Source organism: uncultured Campylobacter sp. (assembly GCF_937959485.1).
GTDB lineage: Bacteria > Campylobacterota > Campylobacteria > Campylobacterales > Campylobacteraceae > Campylobacter_B.
Window position 1 is genome coordinate 200,624 of record NZ_CALGPY010000005.1, and the last position, 24,612, is coordinate 225,235.

Below are 24,612 nucleotides of genomic sequence, written 5' to 3' on the forward strand. Positions count from 1 at the left end.
CGAGCTGCGATCAAATATCGCAGCTGCGTGTATGTTTGGACGTCAAGGGGCGCCTTAAAATTTTAGATGCATCTAAATTAAAACAGGCTATAAACCTCATCGAGCGTGAAGTGCTTTTTATCGATCTTACCGCCGTAGTATGGCTTGATATCCTCGTCAAAAGCCTTATGGAAAAATTTCGCTTTATACATTTTTACCAGGCTGCTATTGACCGCATCAAGCAGCTCGGTATTGCCCTTAGATAGGGCGACGGCGATATAATCTACCTTGCCAAGGTTGATGATTTTTGCATCAAGCGCGGCATCGTTTCTAGCGTATCCGAGCACGACCGTGTTATCGTCGGCAAAGCCTATGCCCTCGCCAGCCTTTAGTCTGGCGACGCATTCATTCGCATCGGCACATGTCGCAATCTCATAGCCCGCGTTTTTGAAGTGCTCCTCGGCGGTTGTGCCTTTAACGCTTAGGATTTTTTTATGCGCGATCTGATCGATTCTTGAAATATTATCGTCCTTGCGGCTTAGCACGCCAATTTGCACTGAATAATACGGGTAAGAAAAATCGACTTTCTGAACGCGATCTTTTGTGACGGTAAGCTTGGATATGATGAGATCTACTTTGTTTTGCTCCAGTGAAGGAACGCGATCTTTAGATGCTACGGCGATAAAGTCGATTTTGATCTTTTTATTGCCAAATAGATTTTTGACTAACTCATTTGCCAAATCAACCTCAAAGCCCTTTAGCGTGCCGTTATCATCGAAGCTAAACGGAGGCTGGGAATCTTGCAAGCCTATGCGAATTTCGCCTGCTTGCTTGATATCTGCTAGGGAATTAGCGCAAAGCGCGCCAGCACCCAGCAAAATACTTAGTAGAATTTTTTTCATATTTTGTCCTTTGAATTAAAACATTTTATAAAGATCATCTAACAAGAAATATTTTTTCTCAGCCTTTCCCTTGTAAAAAGGATCGATGCTGTCGTTAAAAATTTTCTTGAAAAAGCCATTTTTGCTGAGCTTGACAAGCCCGTCGTTTAAGGCGTTTAGCAAGTCATCGTTGCCTTTTTGCACCGCGATAGCTAAAAAGTCCGACGTACCTAAATTCTTGATATTTACCTCTACCTTGCGATCTACAACCGAATAACCCAAAACTACCATATTATCGTCTGCATAGCCGCTGCCGCGACCGGATTTTAGCGCGCGGAAACATTCGCTCGAACTAGCGCATGAGATAACCTTAAATCCTTCCTTGCTAAAATAATCAAACGCCGTAGTGCCGGGCTCTGCTAAAATTTCTTTATCTTGTAAATCGTCTACGGTTTTTATATTATCATCGGTGCGAGTTAGCACGCCGATATTTACGCTAAAGTAAGGGTTTGAAAAATCCACTAGCTTCTCGCGCTCTTTCGTAACCGTGATGGCTGCGATATCCAAATCGACCTTGTTATCTTGCACGGCTGTGATACGGTCGTTGCCTAGAGTTACAACATATTCGATTTTACCGCCCTTATCGCCGAAAATTTCTTTCACGAGCTCTTCAATAAGCGAAATCTCAAAACCGCTGTATTTGCCGTCCTCGGAGACGCTAAGCGGCGGCAGTGAGCCGTCTATCCCAATGCGAATGAGCCCTTTTTCTTTGATCTGCGCTAAAGAGTTAGCAAATAACGAACATGAAGCGATTAACAACGCAAATATAATCTTTTTCATAAAATTCCTTTAAATTTTACTAAAATTTGCCAGCGAATAGAATTCCATCCATCGCCGCTTTAAATCAAAACAAGCTGTAAAGATCGTCCAGCAAGAAATACTTTTTATCAATGGTGCCTTTATAAAAAGGCTCAATACTCTCATCAAAAATTTTTGTAAAAAACCCCTTTTTACTTAGCTCAATTAGTCCCGCATTTACCGCGTTAAGCAGCTCAGTATTGCCCTTTTGCACCGCGATGGCCAGGAAGTCCGTCGAGCCTAAATTCTTGATATTTACCTCAACCTTGTAATCGACTACAGCGTAAGCAAATACAAGTAGATTATCATCGCCGTATCCGTCGCCCTTGCCCGATTTTAGGTCATTAAAGCATTCATTCGCGCTCGCACACGGTACTACGTTATAGCCCTGTTTCGTAAAGTAATCAAACACGGTGGTGCCGGGCTGCGCCAGTATAGTCTTTCCGTTTAGATCGGAGACCTTTCTGATATTATCGTTGCTACGAGTTAGCACGCCGATATTTACGCTAAAGTATGGATCGGAGAAATCTACCAGCTTCTCGCGCTCTTTCGTAACCGAGATGAGTGCGATATCCAAATCGACTCTGTTGTCCTGCACCGCTTTTATGCGGTCATCACCTACCGTTACGACATATTCTATCTTGCCGCCTTTATCGCCGAAAATTTCTTTAACAAGCCCTTCGATTAAGAGTATCTCAAAGCCGCTATATTCGCCGGCTTTAGCGACGCTAAACGGCGGAGACGAGCCATCTATACCGATGCGAATAACCCCTTTTTCTTTAATTTGGGCCAAAGTGTTGCTAAGAAGCGAACACGCGGCCAGCATCAATGCCAGGATTATCTTTTTCATAGCGTCCCCCTTTTTAAAAATTACAGCAAGCTATAAAGATCGTCCAGCAAGAAATACTTTTTCTCTGCAGTTCCTTTGTAGTAAGGCTCGATGAAATTATCGAACGAATTTTTGAAAAAGCCCTCTTTGCTTAGTTTGATTAGCTCGCCGTTTAGAAAATCCAAAAGCTCCGAATTACCCTTTTTCACGCCGATGGCTAAGAAATCCGAAGTGCCTAAATTTTTGATATTTACTTCAACCTTTTTATCTAATACCGGATAAGCCAGCACGACTAGGTTATCGTCGGCATACCCGTCGCCCTGTCCGGCTTTTAGCGCCTTATAGCAGGCGTTTGCATTATCGCATCTGGCGATATTATAGCCTTGCTTTTCAAAGTATGTTTCTGCAGTACCGCCGCTAAGAACCAAAATAGTTTTATCTTGTAAATCGTTTAAGGATTTAATCTTATCTTCGATGCGGGTCAAAATGCCTATATTGACACTAAAATATGGGGTCGTAAAATCGATCTGCTTCTCGCGCTCCGGAGTTACGGTAAAAGTTGCGATAACCGCGTCCACCTTATCTTCTTGTAGGAATTTTATACGCTGATTTGCAAGCACGGAGGTAAACTCCACCTTTCCGCCTGATGGAAGCATATCTTTAGCGATGGCGTTTGCCATATCGACCTCAAAGCCCTGATGCACGCCGTCTTCTATCTTGCTAAACGGCGGCTGTGCGTCATAAACGCCTATTCTAAGCACTCCGCTACTTTTGATCTCGGAGAGCGATCTTGCGCAAAGCGCGCTACTAGCCAAAGCTGCGACAAGCAGACTTAAGAGAAATTTCTTCATCCTTTTCCTTTCTCATAAATAATTTCAAAACCATTGCCACGGCTACGGGAAACCTCAAAATCCCGCCCGAATGGCAAGCAGACATTAAATTCGCCCGCGGGCGAAAAGCAATTTTAGCTTTTTATATCTTTAATGATTATTAAATAGTAAGTAAAATCGTCAAATAAATTCGCTTTTTCATTGTTTGCTTCGATTTTGCGCGAACTTCTTTTAGAATTCTTATCCGCGTCCTAGCGGTAAAATTTAAAATTTTTAAAATTTTGCAAAATTTTAAAGCTGCAGAATTGCGCGAGATATTTTTATGAGCGTATTAAAGCTTGCGATGAAATTTTAAAATTTTATGAGATTAAATCTTGCAGATTGCATTTGACAAAACAGCACAAGAAAGGAGTGAAATTTTAAAATTTCGTGCTTTGGTGCAGACGCGGCGGAATTTAAAATTCTTAAATCCCTACGCCCGCTCGATAAATTGGAATTTTAAAATTTTTAGCAAACGTCGTATTTTAAAAGCAAGCAAAATTAAATCTTTGCCGCGCTATAGAATTCCACGATAAAAGTGCGCGGCCAGCGCTAAATTTTGCGCTATAAATCATACTACAAACATCAGCTTGGCGCAAAGCACGATGATGAAGCCGAATACAAAAGCGATTTTATGGATATTTGCTCGTAAAAACTCAGGCGCGGGCCTTCCCATCGCACGGCAGCTTAAATTTATCGCTACGCACACGGCGATGATGAGCGCAAGCGTGACTTTTAACATAAAGATTTTTTGAAGCGGCGTGCCGAAATACCCGCCGTTAGCGCTCCCGACCCAGCGGCTCATCATCATTCCGCCGGTGATTATCAGCGTAAAAAGGCAAACCGGCATAATCTTAATCGCGCGCGAGCCGATCGCTTTTTTAACGCGCTCATAGTCCGCGCCCAGCGCGCTTTTAAGCCGCGAAAAAATCATGACATCGAAAAATATGTAGCCCAAAAAGATAATGGCGCAGATGAGATGCACAATCTGCACGTAAGGATAAATTTGCTCCACTACCGCTCCTTGCTATGAAATTTCGTCCATTTTATGCGAAATTTCAAATTTTAGCAATGATTTTTATCAACACGCCGCGAGCGGTTAAATTTAAGCCGATCGTGCGAGCGACGCAAATAAATTTGGTAAAATCGCGCGGGTAAATTTAAAAGTAAAGCCGCGCAGCTAAATTTAAAAATGGCCGCATTCGTAAATTTACAAAATTTACGAGCAGCGCCGCGCGGACGAAATTCTAAAATTCTAAAATTCTGCCCGCGAAAACCCGCGCAAATTCCGCAATCTATAACATCATCGAAAAGACTATGCCGAATATGATTAGCGGGATATTAAAGAAAATAAAGGTCGGCACGCAGGTATCCCACATATGGCTATGCTCGCCGTCGATATTCAGCCCCACGGTAGGCCCGAGCGTGCTATCGCTCGCAGGCGAGCCCGCATCGCCGATACCCGCAGCCACGCCGATGATAAAGATCGTCGCCGCCGTACTAAAGCCCAACTGCGCGGCTAGCGGACAGTATATCGTAGCTATGATAGGGATCGTGCCGAAGCTCGAGCCGATACCCATCGTCACGAGCAGTCCGATGCCGATCATCAGCAGCGCACCGCCTAGCTTGCCGCCGCTTAAAGTGCTCGCTACGTGCACCAGCTCGTTCACGCCGCCGGTTTCTTTTAAGATCGTGCCGTATCCTGCGGCGATCAACATCAAAAACGCGATGTATCCCATCATATGCACGCCTTCGTCAAATACGTTATCGAGCTTCTTCCACTCGATGCCTTTGCTAGCAAGCATTACTAAAATTCCGCTAAGCGCGGCAAACGGAAGGGATTTGATCCAAATTTGCACCGCGAAGCACACCGCGATGCCCGCTAGAGCGCCCCACTCGCGCATACCCATCTTAAGCTCGCTAAAATGCGCATCCAGGCTCTGTTTGGTTTCGGCGTAGTCTCTCGGCTTGCGGTAGTAGATCACGGCCAGCACTAGCCCCACGAGCATCGGCACGGCGCTTAGCCACATCACGCTCGATATGTCGCTTAGGCTTACTGCGATGCCGTTTGCGTTCATATTTTTTTCGATTAGCCCCATAAAGATAAGTCCGAATCCCAGCGGCAGTGCCATATACGGCGTCTGCAAGCCGAACGTCAGCGCGCATGCTACGGCGCGGCGGTCGATCTTTAGCGAGTTCATTATCTTGACTAACGGCGGGATCAAAATCGGGATAAAGGCGATATGCACGGGGATTAAATTTTGTGAAAAGCACGCAAAAAAGGCGATCGAAAAGATAAAGACGTATTTTTTGTCGCTGATTAAATTTGCCACTGCGCGCACCAAGATCGCCGTTAGGTTGGTCTTTGAGATCGCGCTTGCGATGACGCCTAGCAGCAGATATGAAAGCGCGGTTTCTAAATTTCCGCCCATGCCGAGGCTGCCGGCGTTTTCGGGGTTGCCGTTTATGAATAAATTTATGGCATCGCCCAGCGGGATATTGCTTGAGAGCACGGCGCATATCGTGCCGATTAGGATCGCAAGCATTACGTTGCACCTCAGCAAGCACAGCGCGCACATCACACAGATACTGATAAATACGGGATTGGTAAGCATCTTTTGCCTTTTTTGGAATTTTTGCAATTATATAGAATTTAGGGCTAAATTTTGCTAAAATCGCGCAAAAAATCGGCTAGGACGATGATGAAATATTTTTACTCCTCTTTTGTAGTAAGCCTAATTGCGCTTGCTATCGCGTTTTATATCGGCGGCGCAGGTGCCGCTTATATCTGCGCGCTTTTGTGCGCACTCGAAATCAGCCTCAGCTTTGACAACGCCGTAGTTAATGCCAAGGTGCTAAAAGATATGGCGCCGGTATGGCAGAGCAGATTTATCCTCTGGGGTATTCCGATCGCGGTTTTTGGCATGAGATTTTTATTCCCCGTGCTAATCGTCGCCGCAAGCGCGCATCTGGGTCTTTGCGAAACCCTCGTGCTTGCACTTAAGCAGCCGCAGCGCTACCATGAAATTTTAAGCGAGAACGAAGCGCAAATTTACGTTTTCGGCGGCGCGTTTTTGCTGATGGTCTTTTGCGATTTTTTCTTCGATGTGCAGCGCGAGCTACACTGGCTAGGCATAATCGAAAATAACGGGCTCGTGCGATTTTTAAAGCGCATTCCAAACGCGCCCACGCTGATCGCTCTAGCCGCAGGGCTCGTGCTGCTTGCTAAAACGGGCTCGGCTACGCTCGGCGCGGCGTATTTCGGCGCAATCCTGCTCTATCTGCTCATCTCCTGCTTCGACCGCCTTTTCGGCACGGACGGCGTAAAAAACGGCCTCGCGGGCTTTTTGTATTTAGAAACCCTGGACGCGAGCTTTAGCTTCGACGGCGTGATCGGCGCGTTTGCGCTAAGCGATAATATCTTCATCATCATGCTGGGCCTCGGCGCCGGCGCGATGTTCGTGCGCTCTATCACGCTGTATCTCATCGCCCGCGGTACGCTGTCGCACTTTGCGTATCTGGAGCACGGCGCGCACTACGCCATCGCGTGTTTGGCGTTTATAATGTTTGCCAAGCTGAAATTTGAAGTAAGCGAGATCATAACCGGCACCGTGGGGATCTTATTCATCGCGCTATCGCTCCTTTCGTCGGTGCTTTACAACCGCCGAAACAAACGCAAACTAATCGAAACGATCGCGGGAAATAACGAGTAAAATTTCATCGCGAGCTTTACGGCGCGCGGGCTAAATTTTAAAATTTCAAGCTACCGCCGCAAGCCGTAAAATTTACCCGCTTGCGCCGCGTTAAATTTCAAGAGACGCTAAATTTCAAAAAGTGTTAAATTTTAAGCCGCGAGATGACATTTTAAAATTCAAATCAGCGATCGCGCGAGCTCAAGCCTTTATCGCGTAATCTCTGCAGCTCTTCGCCGCCGAGTGGCGGGCTATTTGCAGGCTCGCCGCTCTCGCTTGCGCCGCCAAAAAGCTCCTCATTCAAACGCAGCTCGTCAATGATACCAAGAAGCTGCAAAACTTCAGCCTTTATCCGCTCAGCGTCTTTTAGCGTAGTGCGTGGCGAAAACAGCGCAGCTTCGAAGCGGTTTTTCGCGCCGTTTAAAAATAGATAAAATTTTCCGTCCATAAACGCCGCACTAAGAGCGATCTTGGGCGCAAGCTTAAGCTTCAAAGCCCCGAGACGCTCCATAAGGCTAGGCGTCAAAAGATACCGCGCCTCGATCTTATCGCTTGCGAACACGCGAAATTCCTTGCCGAAAATCACATCGTCCATCAGCTCCTGATCGCCTAAAAATTTGGTGCCGGGCGAGCGATCCGCGATGATGGTTTGCCCCTTAAATTTCTTATAAAACTCGCACACCAAAACCGAGCCGCTAAAGGCTTGCACATATTCGCCGAGCCTCCAAGCGTTCCAAAGCGCGATCGCCGATAGCAAAAAAGCCGCGGAAAGATCGCTCTTGGACCTTTGAGATAACTCTACAAGCCTCATAGATTCTCGCGTTTCATAGATTTTTATCGCCTCGCTTAGGCTAAATTTTACCCCTTTATACACGCCGTCTATCTGATCCTCGGCTACGAATTCATTATTCGGATAGATGCCCGTTTTGCGGATCTCTTCTTCGTCTATGCCGCTTTGCGGCTCATATCTAAAGGCGGGATCGATATCTGAAATAATAGCGCGGATGAAGGCGTCTTTGTAAAAGGCGTTGTACTCCCACTTAGCGATGGAATCATCATAAATCCCCCATACGCAGCTTACCGCAATTATCGGGATCATCGCAGACATCAGCACGGCGGAGGAGTATTCGTTTTGGATCAAGCCGTGGATAAACCAGCCTATGGAAAAAACCGCGATGCATAGCAATAAAATCAACGGTTTTATAAATTTTATCTTGCACTGCTGCTGCTTTTTTGCCAGCTCCTCTATCGCTCTGTCAATATCCAAAATTTAACTCCAAATTTGATTTTGCCGAAATTTCGCCCCCTATTTTACGCTAAATTTTATTAAAATTTCATCCGTTAAGCGGGTTTAAGATTTTTTATGCTATTTTTGCGACCTATTTCGATCAAAAGGCGAGAGATGATAAATTTACCGAAAAATTGCGTGGTTTTTACCTATCCGAAAATGGGCGGCAGCGGCAAATTTTTGCCCGCAGAGTTACGCGGCGCAGCGGGGCTTACGGGCTGCACGCTTCAGTGCAAGGCCTACGAGAGCGCGTTTGCGCAGATAAAAGCCCTCGGCTTCGAGCTTATCGCCGTAGGCAGCATGGGCGAGGCGAACACGAGCGAGTTTAAGCGCGCTACGGGCGCTACGTTTGAGTTCATAAACGACGAAAAATTCGAACTTGAAGCGCCGCTTGGGCTCGAAACCTTCACTACAGGCGACGGGAAGAAATTTTACCACCGCCAAACCCTGATTTTTAGAGGTGGCAAGGAGATAAAGCGCTTTAGCCGTATCGCGGAGCCCGAGCAGGACGCGCAAAACGTACTTGCGGCGCTAAAGAGCCTATGATCGATCGCTTTGGCGGCGCGCTTTAAATTCGCGCTCCAAACGCGTTGCGACACAAAGCCGAAATTTAAGGCGGAGCGCATTTTTCTTAAATTCAACATTTTTAATTAAAATGACGCTAAATTTAACGGAGGCGAGTATGAAAAAATTTCTATTTTTGGCACTATTTTACGCCCTTGCGGCAAACTGCGGCGAGAGCGTGCGAGCGGATAAAATTTCTGCGGCGGGCAAAACAACGAGTATCGGCGAGACCGCAAGCGCGCGCTTTATAAAAAGCGGCGAAGCGAGCGCCGACTCGCAAAGCAGCGCCGATGCGGTCATCCAAACGGACGGAATTTCGCGGGCGGATCTGCAAAGCTGCATCGTAAAAAGCGACGAAGGCTCCTGCGAGCGCGTCGCGCGCGGTCTTAAAAGCGGCTGCGAGCGCAAAGATCAGCTATTGTGCTTTTTCTACGCAGATGCGCTAGGACGCGGCTTGGGCGTGGAGAAGGACGTCGTGGCGTCGTTTGAGCTTTTTCGCGAGCAGTGCGATGCCGGCAGTAGCGAAGCTTGCTACGAGCTGTCGGTCAAATATCTCCAAGGAATCGGCACCACTCAAAGCTTTGAGCTCTCGGGGCAGGCGCTAGATAAGGCGTGCAAAATGCACAACAAGCGCGCCTGCGCGGTGCTCGATCTACTACCGAAAAATTAGCGCGGCAGAGGCGGTAAAATTTCTGCCTTCGATCGCAAATAGGGCGCGCAAGCCTTTTAAATTTTAGCAGGCTGTGCGAGTGCAGTGCGCGATGAGGCGGTAAATCGAAGCGAGCGAGCGGATAAACGAAAAAGGAGTAAAGATGAAAGCTTTAAAGCTTGCGCTGGCTGCGGCGCTGGCGCTTAGTTTGGCAAGCGCGGGCAGCGAAGCTAAAGAGTTTAAATTTAGCGGCGCAAAAACCAGCGCGCTTTTAGCAAAATGCAGCAAAAAGGATGCCGCCGCATGCTACGAAGCGGCAATGAGATACGAGTTGGGCGGTCGCGGCGTCGTGCGAAACCGCCTCAAAGCGCAGGGCTTTTTCGCAGATGCGTGCAAGCTCGCAACCCTCGCCGAGCGGAAGCAGAGAGGCAAAACGGACGGCGCAGGCGAGCACGCGATGAGCGATCTGCGCGAGCGAGCCTGTCTGGGCAACGCCGCGGCGCTGGAGAGCTTCGCGAGCGGGCAGTGCCGCAGCCTCGTGATATACGACGAACTTTGTGAGGGCGGCTCGCAGGAGGCGTGCGACAATCTGGCGCGGATGAAGCGCGAAGGCTGGGCGCCCAAGGGGAGCTGCAGCGAGGAGATAGTCGCTAAATTCGGCGACGGCAAGCCGCAGAGATGAAATTCCGCCCTATTTTGCGGCGGTAGAATTTTAAAATTTTGCAAGTATAAAATTTGCCGAAATTTTATAAAGCTCGACCGAAAATGGTAACAAGGCGGGCTAAATTTTGAATTCTAAAACGCGTTTGAATTCATGTATTAAGCGGCGTCAATTTTTGGGCTCAGAGAGATTATAATTTACGCGGCAAGGCTCTTTGAATCAAAAATCTCGCGTAACGGCTAGGACTACAATTTTAAGAACCAGGATTTAAACAAATCTGCAATCTATCCGTGACGATGATATGATTTTTAGAATTTTGCAAGCGTAAATTTATCAAAATTTTGCGTATCTACGTCGAACCGCCCTCCCAAAAAAAGCGCGAAATTTGAAATTTTAAACTGCCATATTGTGCGAAGAGGTTAGAATTTCAGACAGAGGGAATTTCATTAATGCGGATTAAAATACAGGTGTGGCGGGCAAATGCGTGCACCGCAAGCGATGTAATTTCAAATGTAGACTCAAAGCTCGCTAGACGCGGAATTTAAACGCCACGAGCGATAAATTTTAAAACGCCTATTTTAAAATTGCGAGGCGGGGATTTAAATTTAAGTGCGGTGAGCGATTAAATTGCAAAAGGAAGCTTAAATTTAAATATCGCAGCTCGCAAATTATGCGTAAATTTTGCGCCTAAATTCCGCAAAATTCGGCGCGCGATGAACGTTTGATGGTATCGTGGCGAGACCATCAAACCAAGCTCTAATCGCGCTTAAAATCCTATCTACCGAGCGCTTGTGCAAGCGTGTATTTCAAACCGCCGAAGCAAAAAAGCCTGATCGGAGGCGTTTTGAGGCGTATCCCAATCGACCACGCCTAATATTTTTGCTCTATAGCCTAGCTCACGCACGAAATTTAGATTTTGAAATTTCGCGCAAAAATATTATAATTTCGCCCAAATCACGGCTAGGACGGAAAATGAACTCACGCGTGCAAAACGAATATCTAAAATCAAAAATTATGAGCGCCGAGGAAGCCTGCGAGCTGATCCCAAATGGCGCATCGGTGGGCTTTAGCGGCTTTGTTGGGGCGGGCTGCGCGCTAGCTCTGCCGCAAGCTCTGGCGCAACGAGCGACAACGCTGCACGAAAAAGGCGAGCCCTATCAAATCGAAATTTTTACGGGCGCATCGACCGATCCGCTTTTAGACGGAGTTTTGGCAAAAGCAGGTGCCGTGAGCTTTCGCGTGCCGTTTTTTACGGATGCCGATATGCGCCATGCGATAAATAGTGGCGCCGTGCGATACGCGGACGTGCATCTATCAAGCCTTGCCGCGCAGCTTAAAGCTGGCTTTTTTCCACATCTAAACTTTGCTGTGATCGAAGTAGTGGCGATTAAAGAAAGCGGCGTGCTCGTGCCGTCCACGTCGCTAGGCAATAACCAAGCCTGGCTCGATATCGCCGATCGCGTTATTTTAGAAGTGAATTACTATCAGCCGCTTGAGCTGGAGGGCATTCACGACGTTACGGATCTGCGCCTGCCGCCACACGCTGCGGATCTGCCAATCAAGCACGTAGGCGATCGTGTAGGCAGCCCCTACATGCATGTAGATCCTGCCAAAGTAGTCGCTGTAATAGAGGCTAGGACGCATGATCGCGTCAATAATTTTACCGCCGTGGATGAAATTTCAAGTGCGATCGGGTGCAATGTCGTAAAATTTCTAAAAAACGAGGAAGCTTGTGGCAGACTTCCCGCAAAGAAGCTACTGCCGCTACAATCGGGCATCGGCAACGTCGCTAACGCCGTGCTTAGCTCGCTACAAAATGCTGGCTACCAAGGGCTGCAGTGCTACTCCGAGGTGATCCAAGACGGCATGCTAGATCTCATCAAAAGAAGCGTCGTAGGCACTGCAAGTGCCACAGCGCTATCGCTTAGCCCCGCAGGTGTCAAGGAATTTCAAAAAAACATCGATTTCTACCGCAAGCACATCATACTGCGTTCACAAGATGTCTCCAACTCGCCAGCGCTTATTAGAAGGCTTGGCGTCGTGTCGATGAATGGCATGCTAGAGGCAGACATCTACGGCAATGTAAACTCCACTAACGTCATGGGCTCGCAGATGAAAAATGGCATCGGCGGTAGCGGTGACTTCGCTCGCAACGGATATTTGTCGCTATTTCTTAGCCCGTCGCTAGCTAAAGGCGGCGCGATCAGCGCTATCGTGCCGTTCGTGAGTCACGTCGATCATACCGAGCACGACACTCAAGTCATCATCACCGAATACGGCATCGCCGATCTGCGCGGCAAATGCCCTCGTGAGCGTGCTCGCGCGATGATAAGCATCGCGCATCCCACTTACCAAGAAGCGCTGAGAGATTATTTCGAGCGGGCATGTGCGCAACCCTGTGCGGGGCATACTCCACACATCTTAAGCGAGGCGCTGTCGTGGCATCAAAGATTTAAAGATACGGGGAGTATGAAGGCTTAGAGCGAATTTGCTTGAGCTAATGGGCTAAAGCCTAAAATTTAAGCTCATTCTCGCTGAAAGCAAGAAAGTTTGCACTTAAAAATTCCGCCTGCATTTGAAAGCTCTATCGCTACTTAGAGCAAAGCTTGTTAAAATTTTTATTTTTGCAAAGTTCGCGCGAAATGTTTATTATATGAATGAATTGAAAATTTGCGCCATAAAATTTTAAAATTTGCAGGCGGGTTTAAGGCACGGAATTTAAAATTTTATCGCTACGGAATTTTAAAATTTAGCCTTAAATTTGCAGCTCGCGCATTTCAAATTTTAAAATTCTACGGCTTGGAATTTTAAAATTTTGAACTTCGCAAAATTTCATCCATAAATCCGCTATTTAATTTTAAATTTGGCTCCACTTCATTTGCCATGCGCAAGCTTTTTTGGCAATTTAGCTATAAGGCGCGCCATAAGTTCGCGATAAAACCGCGTAGTATTTGCCAAGATAAATTTCGTATTAAAGCAGCAGCTTGCTAAATCAGAATTTATCGCCTTACGAAGGCGATCTTTGGGCTATAAATTTAAAGAGGCGGGCTATAAAGTCGTGGCGAGATGAGATTAGAATTTTATCCTCGAAGGCTCCATTGGCTTGCTGTAGAAGTAGCCTTGCATATATTTAATCCCCATCTCTTCTAAGATGATTGAAATTTCGTGGTTTTCTACGTATTCGGCGATGAGCTCGTAGCCCTGCTTGCGCGCGAAGTTAGCGATAGTTTCGACGATAGCGCGCGAGTTTTTGTCGTTTGCGATATTTTTGATGAGCGCTCCGTCGATCTTTATGTAATCCACATCGAGCGTTAAAATTCTATAGTAGTTGGAGTATCCGCTGCCAAAATCGTCTATCGCGACCTTGCAGCCGTAGTTTTTGGCTACGGCGATGAAGCTGCGTAGGCTCTCGTAATCGTCAAATTCCTCGCTTTCTAAAATTTCAATAAATAAATTTGAAGCATTTGGGCTGGATGCGAGCTTGCGCTCTAAAAGCTCCTTGATACCTTCGTTTGCGATGTCAAAATATGAAAGATTTATGCTAAAGCAAGTCCCTGCGAAGCGGTCTAGCAAGCGAAAGGCTTCGTTTATTACGACCTGAGTTAGCGGGATGTAGAGCGAGGTTTGCTTTGCGATATCGATAAACTCACCCGGGCAGCGCGTCTTGCCCGAACGATCGATTAGGCGGATTAGAATTTCATATACTAACGGGACATAATCACCGCCCTCGGTGCCGTAGGTGTTACCACTAGGATCGCGGTGGGTGATATCAAATATGGGCTGAACAAGCACAAAGACTTGATTTTTCTTGATCGCATTTTGAATGGTGTTGATCATAATCTGGTTTTGAAGATATTTTTCCTCAATCGCATTTGGGCGCGAATAAAAGCCCACGTGCTCGTTTCTGCTCTGCGCCTCATACATCGCCATAACCGCCTGAAAGACCCTATTTGCGCCGCCTGCTACGTCGGCGCGCTCGCTCACGCCCATCGTGATATTTAAAGGCGCGGACGCAAAGCCCTCGGTGGTATGGAGATTAAAGACCTTGTCGGTGAAATATTTATTTATGATCTCCACGTCGCGCGCGACATTTAGTCCCTCGTAAAATAGGCAAAACTCATCCGATTGGATGCGAAAGATACTGGCTTTGATCTCGTGCGATTCGATACACATTGCAAGCGTACGCGCAAAGGAGCGCAGAATTTCATTCGTCGTCTCCGCCTTGTAAAAAAGTCGCAAATTTGCAAAATTTACGATAGTGATGTAGATCGCTACGCCCGTTTTTTCGGCGTTTATTAGCTCGTATAGCGCTGCTTCGTTGCCCTGGCCCGTAAGATGATCGATATAGACTTGATTGTTTAAGCTCTCCTTTGCGCTCGCAAGAGCTAGTTTCATAATCTCGCGCTCGCCGATATCATGAGCGTAAAGCGCATATAGCGGCGGCTTGGATGCAGCAGCGATATTTGATAGCCTTAGGCTCACATCGGCTAGCTCGCCGTTTTTACGAAGCAGGCGCGTATCTTTGGCGCTTTTATTTACCATCGCAGGAAGTTCGGTCCCTTTATCTTTGGGCATCAAAACTCCAAGATCGCTTCCTTCCAGCTCGCTTTGTTCGTAGCCGCTTAAGCTAAGCGCGCTTTTATTAGCGTATAAAATTTTAAAGCTCTGATCTGCTAAAACTATCGCTTCGCCTGCCTCCTCGCATAGCGCGCGATAGGGCGCGAGGGCGCGTTTACTACGCAAAGCATTGGAATTTATGATGTAAGTAAGCAGTAAAAACGACAAAAACACCGCCGTGTAAAGCATCGTCATTTGCATAAACGAGCCGTAGAATTCCTCACTAGCGTAAGAAAATCGCTCGCGCAGGCTTGCGAAGCGCTCGTTTAGCAACGAGAGATTATCGCTTACAATGATATTTTGCCGCTCGAAATTCCTTAAAATTTGCCGTGCGATTCCTATAAACGCAGCTTCGTCGGGGCTTGACGCATCTGCGCTTTCTAGCGCACTTTTTAAAGCAGAGATCTCGGAGCGATTTTTATAATTAAGCCCTAAAATTTGAGAGTAGAGATTTGCTCTTTGCGCATTTGCGCCACTGGATAAAAATTTTTGCTGCAGACTTTGAAAAAGGATTAAATTCTGCGAATTTAAAGCCCCAAGCTCGTCCAAAAGCGAAATTTTATCGCTAAAAGCGCTTCCGATCGCGCGCACATCGCCGCTAAGTCCGATTTTATCGATGATTTTGTCTTTTTGTAGAGCTTGCAGCACCTGATAGATGCCGCGCATATCGGCATTTGCAATCGAAAAGTCCCTTCTTGCGATCTTTGCATCAAATAATATATTTAAGCGGTTGTCGGCATTATCGATCAAAGCTAGCTCGCGCGAAATCGTGCTAAATCTCGCTACATCTCTTAGCGACGAGAAATAATTCCCGGCGATGATTATGCCTAATATCATAATCCCCACCATCAAAGTCCACATTATCTTATCTTTCATCCTGCGCCTCCGTCATCTCGCCCTTAAGTGTAGCTAAAAAGCTCATCAAAGCATCAAGCTCCCTATCGTTAAGATCGTATTTTAGCAGATCCTTTGCGATCTGCCGCACCGCAAGACGCAAATCCGTCTGCCCGTTTACGTAAGGCGCGGTTTGCGTGATATTGCGCAAGCTGGGCACGCGGCGCAGCTCAAATCCATCGGAAGTGAGCCTATGCCTAGGCACATCCTCCTCTTCCGCGCTTGGGCGAATTTTGGTAAAGCTGCCGGTGCCTAGGCTAACGCCGTTGTGACATGCCGAGCACAGCCGCACAAAAAGCACATATCCGTTATATTCGGCATCATTTAGCTTAACCTCGCCGCGCAAAAATCGGTCAAATTTGGAATTTATCGCCGTTTTGGACTTTAAAAATTCCTTCAGCGCATCAATGAAGTTCGCCGTATTTGCCTCGTCGTAAGCACTTTCAAAAGCCTGCTTGTAGGCTAAATTCTTCCTGATAAGCTCTAAAATTCTATCTTCGCTCGCGTCCAGTTCATTCTCGCTAAAAACCGACGCTGCGATCCGCGCTTCAAAGCCCGCGAAATTATAATCGCCCAAGTAGCGATCAAAGTAATAAGAATTTATGAGCGTAGGCACGCGTCCATCGCGCACCGAAGCGCCCGAATCGTTTAGATAGAAGTTGTGGCAGCTCTCGCAGGAGCGGCCTTTGCGGCTAAATCTTACGTCGGTAAAAATTTTTGCGCCCAGCCGCGCCTTTTGCGGGTCATATTTAGGCATCTCAAGCGGTGAGAAAAGATTGCCGCAAAGCCCCAAAAGCGGCACCAGGCTAAATATAAAACAGCTTAAAACTCGCTTCGATCTCATCGTTTATCATCCCGCCTCTAACCCACTTTTTCAAAATCTCCTCGATCTCGCGCTCGCTAGCCTTCGCGCCGTCCATATGTAGGTGCCACGCGGCGTTTTGCACAGCTTCTTGCAGGCTGCGTTTTTGCTCGCGCCTCTCAGTTAAAATTTCGCTTTTAAATTTGATGTCGCGCGCCCCGAGCAGCGCCTCAAACTTTTCGGCGGCGGTAGCAAGTCTTTTAGCTCCTGCGCCGAAGCGCTCAAACAGCGGCGCCAGCATAGACGAATTGCGCTCGCTTGCCCAGTTTAGATAAATTTTGCGCTCGCCCAAAGCCAAAAACGCCTCAAAATCCTCCGTGCTTTTTAGCGCGGGGCTCATAGTAAGAAACGCGATATCAAAAGCTGCGGGAATTTTAAAATTTTCGCTCTCGCGGGTTTTGCTCGCGGCGTCTTTTAAATTTAAAGCCTGGGCTTCTTGGGCTTGCGCGTTTGAAATTTTGCTCTGCGAGCGCGGATAAATTTTAAAATTTTTTCCCACCGCATTTGCAAAACCATCGCGATTCAGTCGCTCGCAAAACTCCGCAAAGCTTAAATTTAATACGTTTTGCAAGCTGATGCCAAACTCCTCCGCGCTGCGTCTTAACTCGCGCAGCATCCCCTCCGAGCTATCGATCGCCGTTACTTTAGCGCCCAGCGACGCGAGATACAGCGAGTAAACCCCCGTGCCGGCGCCCACGTCGAGCACGCTTTTGCCCGCAAAGCTTACGCCCCAGCTGTGCAGTATCTCAAATACCCGCTTGCCGAAACTGCCCGGCTCGCCGCTAAATTTAGCGTAACTTTCGGACTTTTTATCCCAGCTATTTTTATCTGATTTTTCGCCGATTTTCTCCACCGCTCGCCTTTAAATTTTTTGTAATAATAGCAAAATTTGGCAATTTTTCCGAATTTGGGCTATAATAAATGCTTTCAAAATCTAGGCGAAAGGGCGTTCATGGCGGACGTGACGATAAGAAATTTAAACTTTGCTTACGAAAAACGCGAAATTTTAAAAGATATAAACCTAAGCTACGAGCTGCGCGATTTTTTAGCGATTTTCGGGCCCAACGGCGGCGGCAAAAGCACCCTTTTGAAGCTGCTTTTGGGGCTGCTGCGACCAAGCTCGGGCACGATCGAAATTTTAGGCAGATCGCCCGCGCTTGCCAGAGCGCAAATGGGCTACGTGCCGCAGTTCATCGCGATAAACAAAAGCTTTCCCATAAGCGTGCTCGAAGTCGTTTTAATGGGGCTGATAGATAAGAAAATTTTCGGCTTTTACTCTAAATCCGAGCGCGAGCAAGCTATGCAGGCTTTGGAGCGCGTAGGTATGCAGAGCCTAGCAGACTACCGTATCAGCGAGCTTAGCGGCGGACAAAGACAACGCGTTTACATAGCGCGGGCGCTGTGCGCGAAGGCTAAAATTTTACTTCTCGACGAGCCGCTAGCGAGCATCGACACGATGGGGCAGGTTCAAATTTACGAGCTTTTAAAATCCCTAAACGAGAGCGGCTGCGGCATAATTCTAATCAGCCACGACGTGCAGCTTGCGCTAAACTACGCAAACCGCGCGCTTTACGTCGCAAACGGTTCGGCGCACACCCACGAGATCGATCCTGGGGGCAGGGCGGAATTTTTAGATCACCTGCGACGCGAGCACGGACACTTCTGCGCCGTCGATCTCGCGCTTAACGAATGCTGCTGCAAGGAGGGCGAAAATGGCTGAAATTCTATCTTATGATTTCATGCGAAATGCCTTGCTCGGCGGGCTTTTAGTCAGCATAGTCTGCGGCGTCGTAGGCTCTTTAGTCGTGATAAATCGCATGAGCTTCATCGCAGGCGGCATCGCGCACGGCGCATACGGCGGCATCGGCATCGCGCTATTTTTAGGCATCTCACCCGTGCTGGGAGCTAGCGTATTTGCGCTGTTTTTGGGGCTGCTAATCGCCTACGTCACGCTGCGAAACACCGAGCGCTTCGACGCCGTAATCGGCGCGATATGGGCATTTGGAATGGCTCTTGGGATAATTTTCGCCGATCTCACACCTGGATACAAATCCGATCTGATGAGCTTTTTATTCGGCTCGATCTTAGCGATAAATCACGAAAATTTAATCTTTATCGGCATTTGCGGCGCGGCATTTGCGGCGCTTACGGCGTGCTTTTACAGGCAGTTTTTAGCGATCAGCTTCGATAAGGAATTTGCCCTGTTGCGCGGAGTGAATACGAGCGTCTTTTACTACGTCCTCGTAGTGATGGCGAGCCTCGCGGTAGTCGCGTCGATTCAGATCGTAGGGCTAATCTTGGTGATCTCGCTGATGACGATCCCGCCCTTCATCGCCGAAAAAATTTCAAAAAGCCTAGGCTCGATGATGGCGATAAGCTGCGCGCTATCGGCGCTTTTCTGCGCGGCGGGGCTTGTTTTGAGCTTCAAGCTCAATCTAACCAGCGGCGCTTCGATAATCCTAGTCGCCTCGGTCTGCTTTTTCGCAAGCTCGATCTTTAGCAAACTTCGCGCCTAAAAGCCCGCCCAGCTCGCTAAGCAGGATGCCTGCGAGTATCAGCGCCGCGCCTAAAATTTGAAGCGCGCTTAGCTTCTCGCCAAAAGCATACCCCATAATACCCGCGCTTACGGGCTCCAGCGCGAAAATAAGCACCGTTTTTATCTCGCTTACGCCGCGATTTTGCGCCATTGTTTGGATCACAAACGCCGCGACAGTGGCAAAGATCGAGGTTAAAACCAGCGCGAAAACAAAATCGAAGTTCGGCGAAAAGATCAAATTCCCAAGTACCTTTATCTCGCCTTCAAATTCCGCGTGCGGGACAAAAACTGCCGCGATCAGCGCACAGACGCAGACGCAGATAAACTGCACGATCACAAAGCCGTAGAGGTTGCTTTTGCGCGCGCAGACGCCGGTAAATACGATATGAAGCGCGTATGCAAACGCCGAAATCAGCGTCAGTCTCTCGCCTATGCCAAATCCCACCGCGCCGCTTGCTCCGCTTAAAAAATATAGCCCCAAAAGCGCCACGACCGCACCGCCAAAGGCGCTCGTACCGACATTTTTGCCGAAAAACGCAAGCATTAAAAAGGGCACGATGACGACGTTTAGCCCCAAAATAAACGCCACCGTCGATGATAGCGCATAATCAAGCGCTATGGTCTGGCACGAAAAATCGCAAAACAGCATCAGCCCGCAAAACACGCCCCGCCCTATCGTGCCGCGGTCAAATTTGACGCCGAAGCGCAGGCAGGCGAGGTAGGTAAAAATGCTCGCCGCCAAAAAGCGCCAAAACAAAAAGCTAAAAACGTCGCCGCTATGCAGCGCGCGCTGAACCGGCACGAAGGTACAGCCCCAAACGATCGCTACGAAAAGCAGCCCCAGATCCCACAGCCTGCTAGGCGGAGCGGGATTTTGCGCGCGGCTTTGTGCGGAACTAGAATTTTGCCCAAAACTCTGCGCAGAATTCGAGCTTTGCGTGCAGTTTTGCGTAGAGGCGGAATTTTGCGCGGCAGCAGGGCTCTGCGTAGAATTAGAGCTTTGCGCGAAATCGAAATTCTGCGCGGAATTTAAGCTTCGAGCGGAGCTAGAATTCTCTGCCGAATTAGATTTCTTCGCAAAATTCCGCGCCTTAAAATTTTTCAATCCAAAGCTCTGCGGCGCATTAGCGTAGCCAGGATCGTTTGCAAGAACTCCAGTAAAATTTTTCTTTAAGCGTTGCGTATGAGCTGCGGCAAGGCTTTTTGCGGGGCTTAAATTTGGCTCGTCTACGGCGCTAGCACGATTTAGCGAACTCTCGCTATTTGCGCCGCTATGAGTGGAAGTTTTCGTAAAATTTAATATAAAATTTCGCTTGAAATTTCTTGCGGAATTTTCGCAAGGATCTGTTTTATAGGATTTTGCGGAATTTAAAGCTTTATTTTCGGCGTAGCCAGGAATTTGCGCAGACTTTAAATTTGGCGAAAGAGCCGCGAAATTTAAAGCGGATTTTCTCTCAAGATTTCTGACGCGCGGAGCGGAATAGGGCGCTACGAGACTGCACACGGCAAAACCGACCGAGGCACGATTGCGCACGGCAAAACCGGCCGAAGCGGGATAAAATTTTAAATTTCTTCTGCTGGTAAAATTTAACTCGGCGGCCGTATCTTGAAATTTGAAATTTCTTTTGAGGCAGGGAGCGGGAGCAAAATTTATCGCACCGCCGGACGCTGTATTTTTTGCGCGCTCGCATGCCTGATTTGAGATAAAATTTAAAGCGGATTTTGAATTAAAATTTTCCGCGAGCTCAGGGATAGAATTTTTCATAAATTTAAAGTAAAATTTCGCCGAGATTTTAGTGCGGTCGCGCCTATCTGATCGTCTTTATGGCGTTTAAAATCGCGCCCGAATTTTTACGAAACTCCCTTTCGTTTTTACTTAAAAAATCGAAGCTTTCGTTGATAAAGGCGCTGCTGAATTCGCTACTAAAATCGTCTCCAGGCTCGCGTCCAACGGCACTTTTAAAGCTTTTAGCAAAGCTCGCGTCGGCTCCTAGTTCGCGTGCCAAAGGGCGAATGATTTCGTAAATTTCATCAAAGGCGTTGGTGCGCAGATAGTGGCTGAATAGCACCTCGCCGCTCATTACCGCCTTAGTATCGGCTTCGGACATATCTTTTATTTTAGCAAGTACGAGCTTTTTGATCGGCTCTACGGCAAGACTTAGCTTCTTGCTCGCCAGCCTTTGCATATTCTGCACGGCGATGCTTTTTTTGCCCGCGCGCTCGGTAATGTAGCTAGGCAGATCGAGCTCGTAATCCTGCACGCCAGTGCGTTCGTATTCATTTGCGGCACGCTCTATCAAAGTGCTTAGTGAGTTTTTAAAATTTTCGCTATCGCCCGCGCCCGCACTAAGCATCACGTCCAGCCCCTTTACGGCGACCTCTTCCCAGCTAGCAGTCGCAAATAGCGGCAATAAACAAAAGATTAATTTTTTAAGCAAAGTTTTTCCCTAATTAAAGATTGATTATTTTATTTCGAAAATTTTAATGTATAATCAACGCTTTTATAATACCAAAAGGGCTAAATATGGAGCTTTTACTCATCGCTTTTGCGCTTGCGATGGACAGCGTCGCGCTTAGTATCTCAAACGGCGCGAAATATCCGAATTTCAAATTTGCGCAGATCGCGCGCGTCACGTTTTTCTACGCGGCGACTCAGTTTATAATGCCGCTTGCGGGCTACGCTTTGGGGATAAATTTCGTCAAATTTATCGCGCAGATCGATCACTTCGTCGCGTTTGGAATTTTATCGTTTTTAGGCGTTAAGATGATCGCAGAATCCCGCCGCGAGCAGGACGAGCCAGCTCTACGCCTAAGCACGAAGGAGCTGGTACTGGGCGCGATCGCAACCAGCATCGACGCGATGGCCGTGGGCGTGACCTTTGCGTTTGGCGAGATAAACATCCTCTACGCCTGTTGCATAATCGGGCTCGTCTGCTTCGCGCTGTGCGTCGCGGCGTGCTACGTAGGCAAGCTAACGGGCGAATATCTGCACTCAAAGGCGCTCGTTTTAGGCGGCGTGATTTTAATCCTAATCGGAGTTAAAATTTTGCTCTCGCACCTCGCATTATCGATATTTAGCGGCTTTTAAGCGCCGCTTTTAGATAATTTTTAAAACTAATCCGCAGGAGCAAAAATGAAAAATTTGATAAATTTAAGCGGCGGTGACCGCCTAAATTTGCGCATAGAGGGTCAAATTTCAATCAGCGAGAGCATCAAAAACGGCAAAACGAGGCAGATGCAAAAGGAGTTTGCAAGTATAGACGAGGCGCAAAAAGCCTGCGTGAAAAAGGAGTGGGAGAGCCTAAAGAAAGGCTACGTCCTGCAAAACGCAGACGCCAAAGTGGGCGAGGCGAATCTGCACGTCTATATCGGCGGCGGATACACGGGCGCGCTGGCCTTTGCGGGTGCTAAAAGCGAGTTTTTCGTCTATAAATGCGGCGGCTACAAAGAGGGCGGCGCGCTAGATGATTTTCTCATCAGGCTGGATGCGAGCGGCGCCGTAAAGCAGCAGACCCTCTTGCCAAAGCCGCTTGCGTGGCATGCGGAGCGCGCGGGCGAGATTTTGCTTTTGGATCTGGATCATTTTATCTTTAAATTTGACCCCGCTACGAGCGAATTTAGCGATCTTTCTAAAGATATAAGCTTTAAAAATAGCAAAGAATTTACAAGTTTCGTTTGCGCTGCGAAAGATACGGCGGCGTTTGCTATGTTCGGTCAAATTTTTACTTTGCGCGGCAGCGAGATTTCGCCTCTTAGCGAGTACAAATCCGAGATAAAAAGCTATACGCCGACCTTGTGCGCCGCGATTAGCGATGACGGCGCGCGACTAGCGCTTCATTGCAAGCAAAACGAGATCAAAATTTTAAACACGCTAAATGGAGAAGCTTTAAACGAGATAGGAGGCGACTTCGGCATTTTTGATAAAATTTGCTTTTTAGCGGACGGCTCGGTGCTAGGCAAGGAGCGCTACGCGGGCAAGCTAGTTTGCATTGATGTTGCAAGCGGCGAGTGGCTTAATCCTGCGTGGCTACGAGCTGAATGCGCCGAGGCGGACGAGCTTTGCATTAGTGCGGACGTTTCACGGCTCGCATTGATTAATTACGACAAAGCCCGCATCATCGATCTAAAAAGCGGTAATTTGCAGCTTAGCTTCGAGCTCTCGCACGTCGTGAAGCGCTGCGAGGCGAAATTTGAGCGCATAAATGGCGAGGATTTTTTAGCCGTGCGCACCGACTACGGCTGCTTTAGTCTATATCGCGTTTAAATTTAAAATATCACGGAGCCATTAAATTTACAATGCGGATTTGCGCATAAACTCGCAAAATTAAAATTTATCGGCGGGGTTTTGTTTGCGTAAATTTACCCGCCGATCAAAAATACAAAAATTTAAGCCGCCTTAATCTCTCGCAATCTATACCAAGCGATGATTTGTAAGATAAACGCCGCTAACAGTATAAAATATCCGATAACGATAGCGACCGTTAGCGCACCGACGACCGTGCAAATGAAGTAATAGAGGAAAAATTTATCGCCCGATATTCTTGAAAGCTCATTATAAACTTGGAATTCTTTAAAAAACGCATAAATCATACCGATTATGCCGGCGATGAAGAAAATGACGCCGATGGCTATGCCGATACCGCTAGCACTGCCATATTTAGCGCTCGCACCTATCAGCGCAAACACCCCCATAGTCGCACCTATAAAGATAAGTATGGTCGCTACGACGGTGGCTACTAGATAAATGATATAGTTTTTCTTAAGCGTAGGGCTGGCGGCTTTATTTGAAAGCTTGATAATAGCGAGCAATATACATATAAAACCTGCGATGATAAAAACTAAACCGATAAACGGAATAACGCCTAAAATCGGTAGCGCCGATCCTGCTAATCCAAGCGTTCTTATGGTAGATAAATTATCGCTCCCAAGAGAAAAATTAGAGAGATCTATGTTAATGAGCTTTGTTTTTGTAAGGTATATCTCCTTTGCGGTTTGAGCTTCTGCGATAAAATCAACCTCATCGCCTTGATTCAAAACGACGGGCCCACCATCCTCGTTTACCGATTTCACATCCTCTTGCTGGTATGAGTAACGGCTCTCGTCTGCGGCAAGGATAACGCCCTTAGCCAAAATAGTTCCTTTCACGGTTTCTCCTTTGAGATTAAATAAAATGTGGATTATATATTTTTAAACAAAAGCTTAACTTAAAGATAGTGATTCGGCGTCAAATCCGCTTTATCCGCGATCAAATTTACTCGAATGATCGTCTTACTCGCGCTTCCTTCGCAGCATGAAATTTTAATCTTATCATAGCACGGTTCTACGCCCGAACCCACGCTATGCCGCACGCTCAAAACATAAAATTTCAAAATTTAAAAGCGAAATTTCATAAAAGTGGTCGGCCTCAAATTTAAATCCGTCGCCTAGGAATTC

At 47.4% G+C, this 24,612-nt stretch carries 23 protein-coding genes; 9 read left to right on the top strand and 14 right to left on the bottom strand.

Annotated features, from left to right (window positions below):
* Positions 1-77 precede the first annotated feature (77 nt).
* The 6 genes from Q0380_RS02935 to Q0380_RS02960 form a co-directional block, all read right to left on the bottom strand.
* Positions 78-881 (bottom strand): transporter substrate-binding domain-containing protein, encoded by an 804-nt coding sequence (locus Q0380_RS02935; RefSeq protein WP_297988179.1) that lies wholly within the window; start codon positions 879-881, stop codon positions 78-80.
* A 15-nt stretch (positions 882-896) separates the two neighbouring features.
* The gene (locus tag Q0380_RS02940; protein WP_298959962.1) at positions 897-1,700 is read right to left on the bottom strand and encodes a transporter substrate-binding domain-containing protein; all 804 of its coding nucleotides are present in this window, start codon (positions 1,698-1,700) and stop codon (positions 897-899) included.
* Positions 1,701-1,764: 64 nt separating this feature from the next.
* The gene (locus tag Q0380_RS02945; RefSeq protein WP_298959965.1) at positions 1,765-2,568 is read right to left on the bottom strand and encodes a transporter substrate-binding domain-containing protein; all 804 of its coding nucleotides are present in this window, start codon (positions 2,566-2,568) and stop codon (positions 1,765-1,767) included.
* A gap of 20 nt (positions 2,569-2,588) precedes the next feature.
* Positions 2,589-3,398: a transporter substrate-binding domain-containing protein gene (locus tag Q0380_RS02950; RefSeq protein WP_297943219.1), complete on the bottom strand. Its 810-nt coding sequence runs from the start codon at positions 3,396-3,398 to the stop codon at positions 2,589-2,591.
* A 589-nt stretch (positions 3,399-3,987) separates the two neighbouring features.
* Positions 3,988-4,431, bottom strand: coding sequence for a copper resistance protein CopD (locus tag Q0380_RS02955; RefSeq protein ID WP_298959969.1), 444 nt, complete (start codon positions 4,429-4,431; stop codon positions 3,988-3,990).
* 280 nt (positions 4,432-4,711) lie between these two features.
* On the bottom strand, positions 4,712-6,031 hold the full coding sequence (locus Q0380_RS02960; protein WP_298959972.1) for a Na+/H+ antiporter NhaC family protein: 1,320 nt from the start codon (positions 6,029-6,031) through the stop codon (positions 4,712-4,714).
* Positions 6,032-6,118: 87 nt separating this feature from the next.
* Here Q0380_RS02960 and Q0380_RS02965 point away from each other — a divergent pair, with 87 nt between their 5' ends.
* Positions 6,119-7,129 carry a DUF475 domain-containing protein gene (locus Q0380_RS02965; protein ID WP_298959975.1) on the top strand — a complete coding sequence of 337 codons (1,011 nt, stop codon included), beginning with the start codon at positions 6,119-6,121 and terminating at the stop codon, positions 7,127-7,129.
* Positions 7,130-7,292: 163 nt separating this feature from the next.
* Here Q0380_RS02965 and Q0380_RS02970 read toward each other — a convergent pair whose 3' ends face one another.
* Positions 7,293-8,375 (bottom strand): DUF3137 domain-containing protein, encoded by a 1,083-nt coding sequence (locus tag Q0380_RS02970; RefSeq protein ID WP_298959977.1) that lies wholly within the window; start codon positions 8,373-8,375, stop codon positions 7,293-7,295.
* A gap of 135 nt (positions 8,376-8,510) precedes the next feature.
* On the opposite strand from Q0380_RS02970, the gene Q0380_RS02975 reads away from it, so the two are divergent.
* The 4 genes from Q0380_RS02975 to Q0380_RS02990 all read left to right on the top strand — a co-directional run bounded on the left by Q0380_RS02975 (position 8,511) and on the right by Q0380_RS02990 (position 12,751).
* Positions 8,511-8,942, top strand: coding sequence for a redoxin domain-containing protein (locus Q0380_RS02975; RefSeq protein ID WP_298959979.1), 432 nt, complete (start codon positions 8,511-8,513; stop codon positions 8,940-8,942).
* 136 nt (positions 8,943-9,078) lie between these two features.
* Positions 9,079-9,630 carry a sel1 repeat family protein gene (locus Q0380_RS02980; protein ID WP_298959981.1) on the top strand — a complete coding sequence of 184 codons (552 nt, stop codon included), beginning with the start codon at positions 9,079-9,081 and terminating at the stop codon, positions 9,628-9,630.
* Between the two features lie 142 nt (positions 9,631-9,772).
* Positions 9,773-10,291 carry a hypothetical protein gene (locus Q0380_RS02985; protein ID WP_298959984.1) on the top strand — a complete coding sequence of 173 codons (519 nt, stop codon included), beginning with the start codon at positions 9,773-9,775 and terminating at the stop codon, positions 10,289-10,291.
* A 951-nt stretch (positions 10,292-11,242) separates the two neighbouring features.
* A complete protein-coding gene (locus tag Q0380_RS02990) occupies positions 11,243-12,751 on the top strand; it encodes a succinate CoA transferase (protein ID WP_298959987.1) in 1,509 nt (502 codons plus the stop codon).
* A 591-nt stretch (positions 12,752-13,342) separates the two neighbouring features.
* Here Q0380_RS02990 and Q0380_RS02995 read toward each other — a convergent pair.
* Genes Q0380_RS02995 through Q0380_RS03005 form a run of 3 tightly spaced genes read right to left on the bottom strand, consistent with a single transcriptional unit; the run spans position 13,343 to position 17,496 of the window.
* On the bottom strand, positions 13,343-15,763 hold the full coding sequence (locus Q0380_RS02995) for a GGDEF domain-containing phosphodiesterase (RefSeq protein WP_298959990.1): 2,421 nt from the start codon (positions 15,761-15,763) through the stop codon (positions 13,343-13,345).
* A complete protein-coding gene (locus Q0380_RS03000; protein ID WP_298959992.1) occupies positions 15,753-16,625 on the bottom strand; it encodes a cytochrome c peroxidase in 873 nt (290 codons plus the stop codon). Before Q0380_RS03000 ends, Q0380_RS02995 begins: the two co-directional genes overlap by 11 nt.
* Complete coding sequence (locus Q0380_RS03005; RefSeq protein WP_298959995.1) at positions 16,588-17,496, bottom strand: class I SAM-dependent methyltransferase; 909 nt, start codon at positions 17,494-17,496, stop codon at positions 16,588-16,590. The genes Q0380_RS03000 and Q0380_RS03005 overlap by 38 nt, the downstream gene beginning before the upstream one ends.
* 99 nt (positions 17,497-17,595) lie before the next feature.
* On the opposite strand from Q0380_RS03005, the gene Q0380_RS03010 reads away from it, so the two are divergent.
* The gene (locus Q0380_RS03010; protein ID WP_298959998.1) at positions 17,596-18,363 is read left to right on the top strand and encodes an ABC transporter ATP-binding protein; all 768 of its coding nucleotides are present in this window, start codon (positions 17,596-17,598) and stop codon (positions 18,361-18,363) included.
* Positions 18,356-19,159, top strand: coding sequence for a metal ABC transporter permease (locus Q0380_RS03015; RefSeq protein WP_298960000.1), 804 nt, complete (start codon positions 18,356-18,358; stop codon positions 19,157-19,159). Before Q0380_RS03010 ends, Q0380_RS03015 begins: the two co-directional genes overlap by 8 nt.
* Here the strand turns inward: Q0380_RS03015 and Q0380_RS03020 are convergent.
* Positions 19,103-20,944, bottom strand: a complete 1,842-nt coding sequence (locus Q0380_RS03020; protein WP_298960003.1) for a DMT family transporter — start codon at positions 20,942-20,944, stop codon at positions 19,103-19,105. The genes Q0380_RS03015 and Q0380_RS03020 overlap by 57 nt on opposite strands.
* A 43-nt stretch (positions 20,945-20,987) precedes the next feature.
* A complete protein-coding gene (locus tag Q0380_RS03025; protein WP_298782922.1) occupies positions 20,988-21,617 on the bottom strand; it encodes a hypothetical protein in 630 nt (209 codons plus the stop codon).
* A gap of 86 nt (positions 21,618-21,703) precedes the next feature.
* On the opposite strand from Q0380_RS03025, the gene Q0380_RS03030 reads away from it, so the two are divergent.
* Positions 21,704-22,267: a manganese efflux pump MntP family protein gene (locus tag Q0380_RS03030; protein WP_298960007.1), complete on the top strand. Its 564-nt coding sequence runs from the start codon at positions 21,704-21,706 to the stop codon at positions 22,265-22,267.
* Between the two features lie 45 nt (positions 22,268-22,312).
* Positions 22,313-23,443 carry a hypothetical protein gene (locus Q0380_RS03035; RefSeq protein ID WP_298960010.1) on the top strand — a complete coding sequence of 377 codons (1,131 nt, stop codon included), beginning with the start codon at positions 22,313-22,315 and terminating at the stop codon, positions 23,441-23,443.
* 122 nt (positions 23,444-23,565) lie between these two features.
* Here Q0380_RS03035 and Q0380_RS03040 read toward each other — a convergent pair whose 3' ends face one another.
* Both Q0380_RS03040 and Q0380_RS03045 read right to left on the bottom strand, forming a co-directional pair.
* Positions 23,566-24,324 carry a DUF996 domain-containing protein gene (locus Q0380_RS03040; protein WP_298960013.1) on the bottom strand — a complete coding sequence of 253 codons (759 nt, stop codon included), beginning with the start codon at positions 24,322-24,324 and terminating at the stop codon, positions 23,566-23,568.
* A 59-nt stretch (positions 24,325-24,383) separates the two neighbouring features.
* Positions 24,384-24,515 (bottom strand): hypothetical protein, encoded by a 132-nt coding sequence (locus Q0380_RS03045; protein WP_298960016.1) that lies wholly within the window; start codon positions 24,513-24,515, stop codon positions 24,384-24,386.
* Between the last annotated feature and the right edge of the window lie 97 nt (positions 24,516-24,612).

What these genes read in the sequence shown, in the direction of transcription:
- Q0380_RS02935 (WP_297988179.1), bottom strand. Translation starts at nt 881, where the DNA reads ATGAAAAAAATTCTACTAAGTATTTTGCTGGGTGCTGGCGCGCTTTGC.
- Q0380_RS02940 (WP_298959962.1), bottom strand. Translation starts at nt 1,700, where the DNA reads ATGAAAAAGATTATATTTGCGTTGTTAATCGCTTCATGTTCGTTATTT.
- Q0380_RS02945 (WP_298959965.1), bottom strand. Translation starts at nt 2,568, where the DNA reads ATGAAAAAGATAATCCTGGCATTGATGCTGGCCGCGTGTTCGCTTCTT.
- Q0380_RS02950 (WP_297943219.1), bottom strand. Translation starts at nt 3,398, where the DNA reads ATGAAGAAATTTCTCTTAAGTCTGCTTGTCGCAGCTTTGGCTAGTAGC.
- Q0380_RS02960 (WP_298959972.1), bottom strand. Translation starts at nt 6,031, where the DNA reads ATGCTTACCAATCCCGTATTTATCAGTATCTGTGTGATGTGCGCGCTG.
- Q0380_RS02965 (WP_298959975.1), top strand. Translation starts at nt 6,119, where the DNA reads ATGAAATATTTTTACTCCTCTTTTGTAGTAAGCCTAATTGCGCTTGCT.
- Q0380_RS02975 (WP_298959979.1), top strand. Translation starts at nt 8,511, where the DNA reads ATGATAAATTTACCGAAAAATTGCGTGGTTTTTACCTATCCGAAAATG.
- Q0380_RS02980 (WP_298959981.1), top strand. Translation starts at nt 9,079, where the DNA reads ATGAAAAAATTTCTATTTTTGGCACTATTTTACGCCCTTGCGGCAAAC.
- Q0380_RS02985 (WP_298959984.1), top strand. Translation starts at nt 9,773, where the DNA reads ATGAAAGCTTTAAAGCTTGCGCTGGCTGCGGCGCTGGCGCTTAGTTTG.
- Q0380_RS02990 (WP_298959987.1), top strand. Translation starts at nt 11,243, where the DNA reads ATGAACTCACGCGTGCAAAACGAATATCTAAAATCAAAAATTATGAGC.
- Q0380_RS02995 (WP_298959990.1), bottom strand. Translation starts at nt 15,763, where the DNA reads ATGAAAGATAAGATAATGTGGACTTTGATGGTGGGGATTATGATATTA.
- Q0380_RS03000 (WP_298959992.1), bottom strand. Translation starts at nt 16,625, where the DNA reads ATGAGATCGAAGCGAGTTTTAAGCTGTTTTATATTTAGCCTGGTGCCG.
- Q0380_RS03010 (WP_298959998.1), top strand. Translation starts at nt 17,596, where the DNA reads ATGGCGGACGTGACGATAAGAAATTTAAACTTTGCTTACGAAAAACGC.
- Q0380_RS03015 (WP_298960000.1), top strand. Translation starts at nt 18,356, where the DNA reads ATGGCTGAAATTCTATCTTATGATTTCATGCGAAATGCCTTGCTCGGC.
- Q0380_RS03020 (WP_298960003.1), bottom strand. Translation starts at nt 20,944, where the DNA reads ATGAAAAATTCTATCCCTGAGCTCGCGGAAAATTTTAATTCAAAATCC.
- Q0380_RS03030 (WP_298960007.1), top strand. Translation starts at nt 21,704, where the DNA reads ATGGAGCTTTTACTCATCGCTTTTGCGCTTGCGATGGACAGCGTCGCG.
- Q0380_RS03035 (WP_298960010.1), top strand. Translation starts at nt 22,313, where the DNA reads ATGAAAAATTTGATAAATTTAAGCGGCGGTGACCGCCTAAATTTGCGC.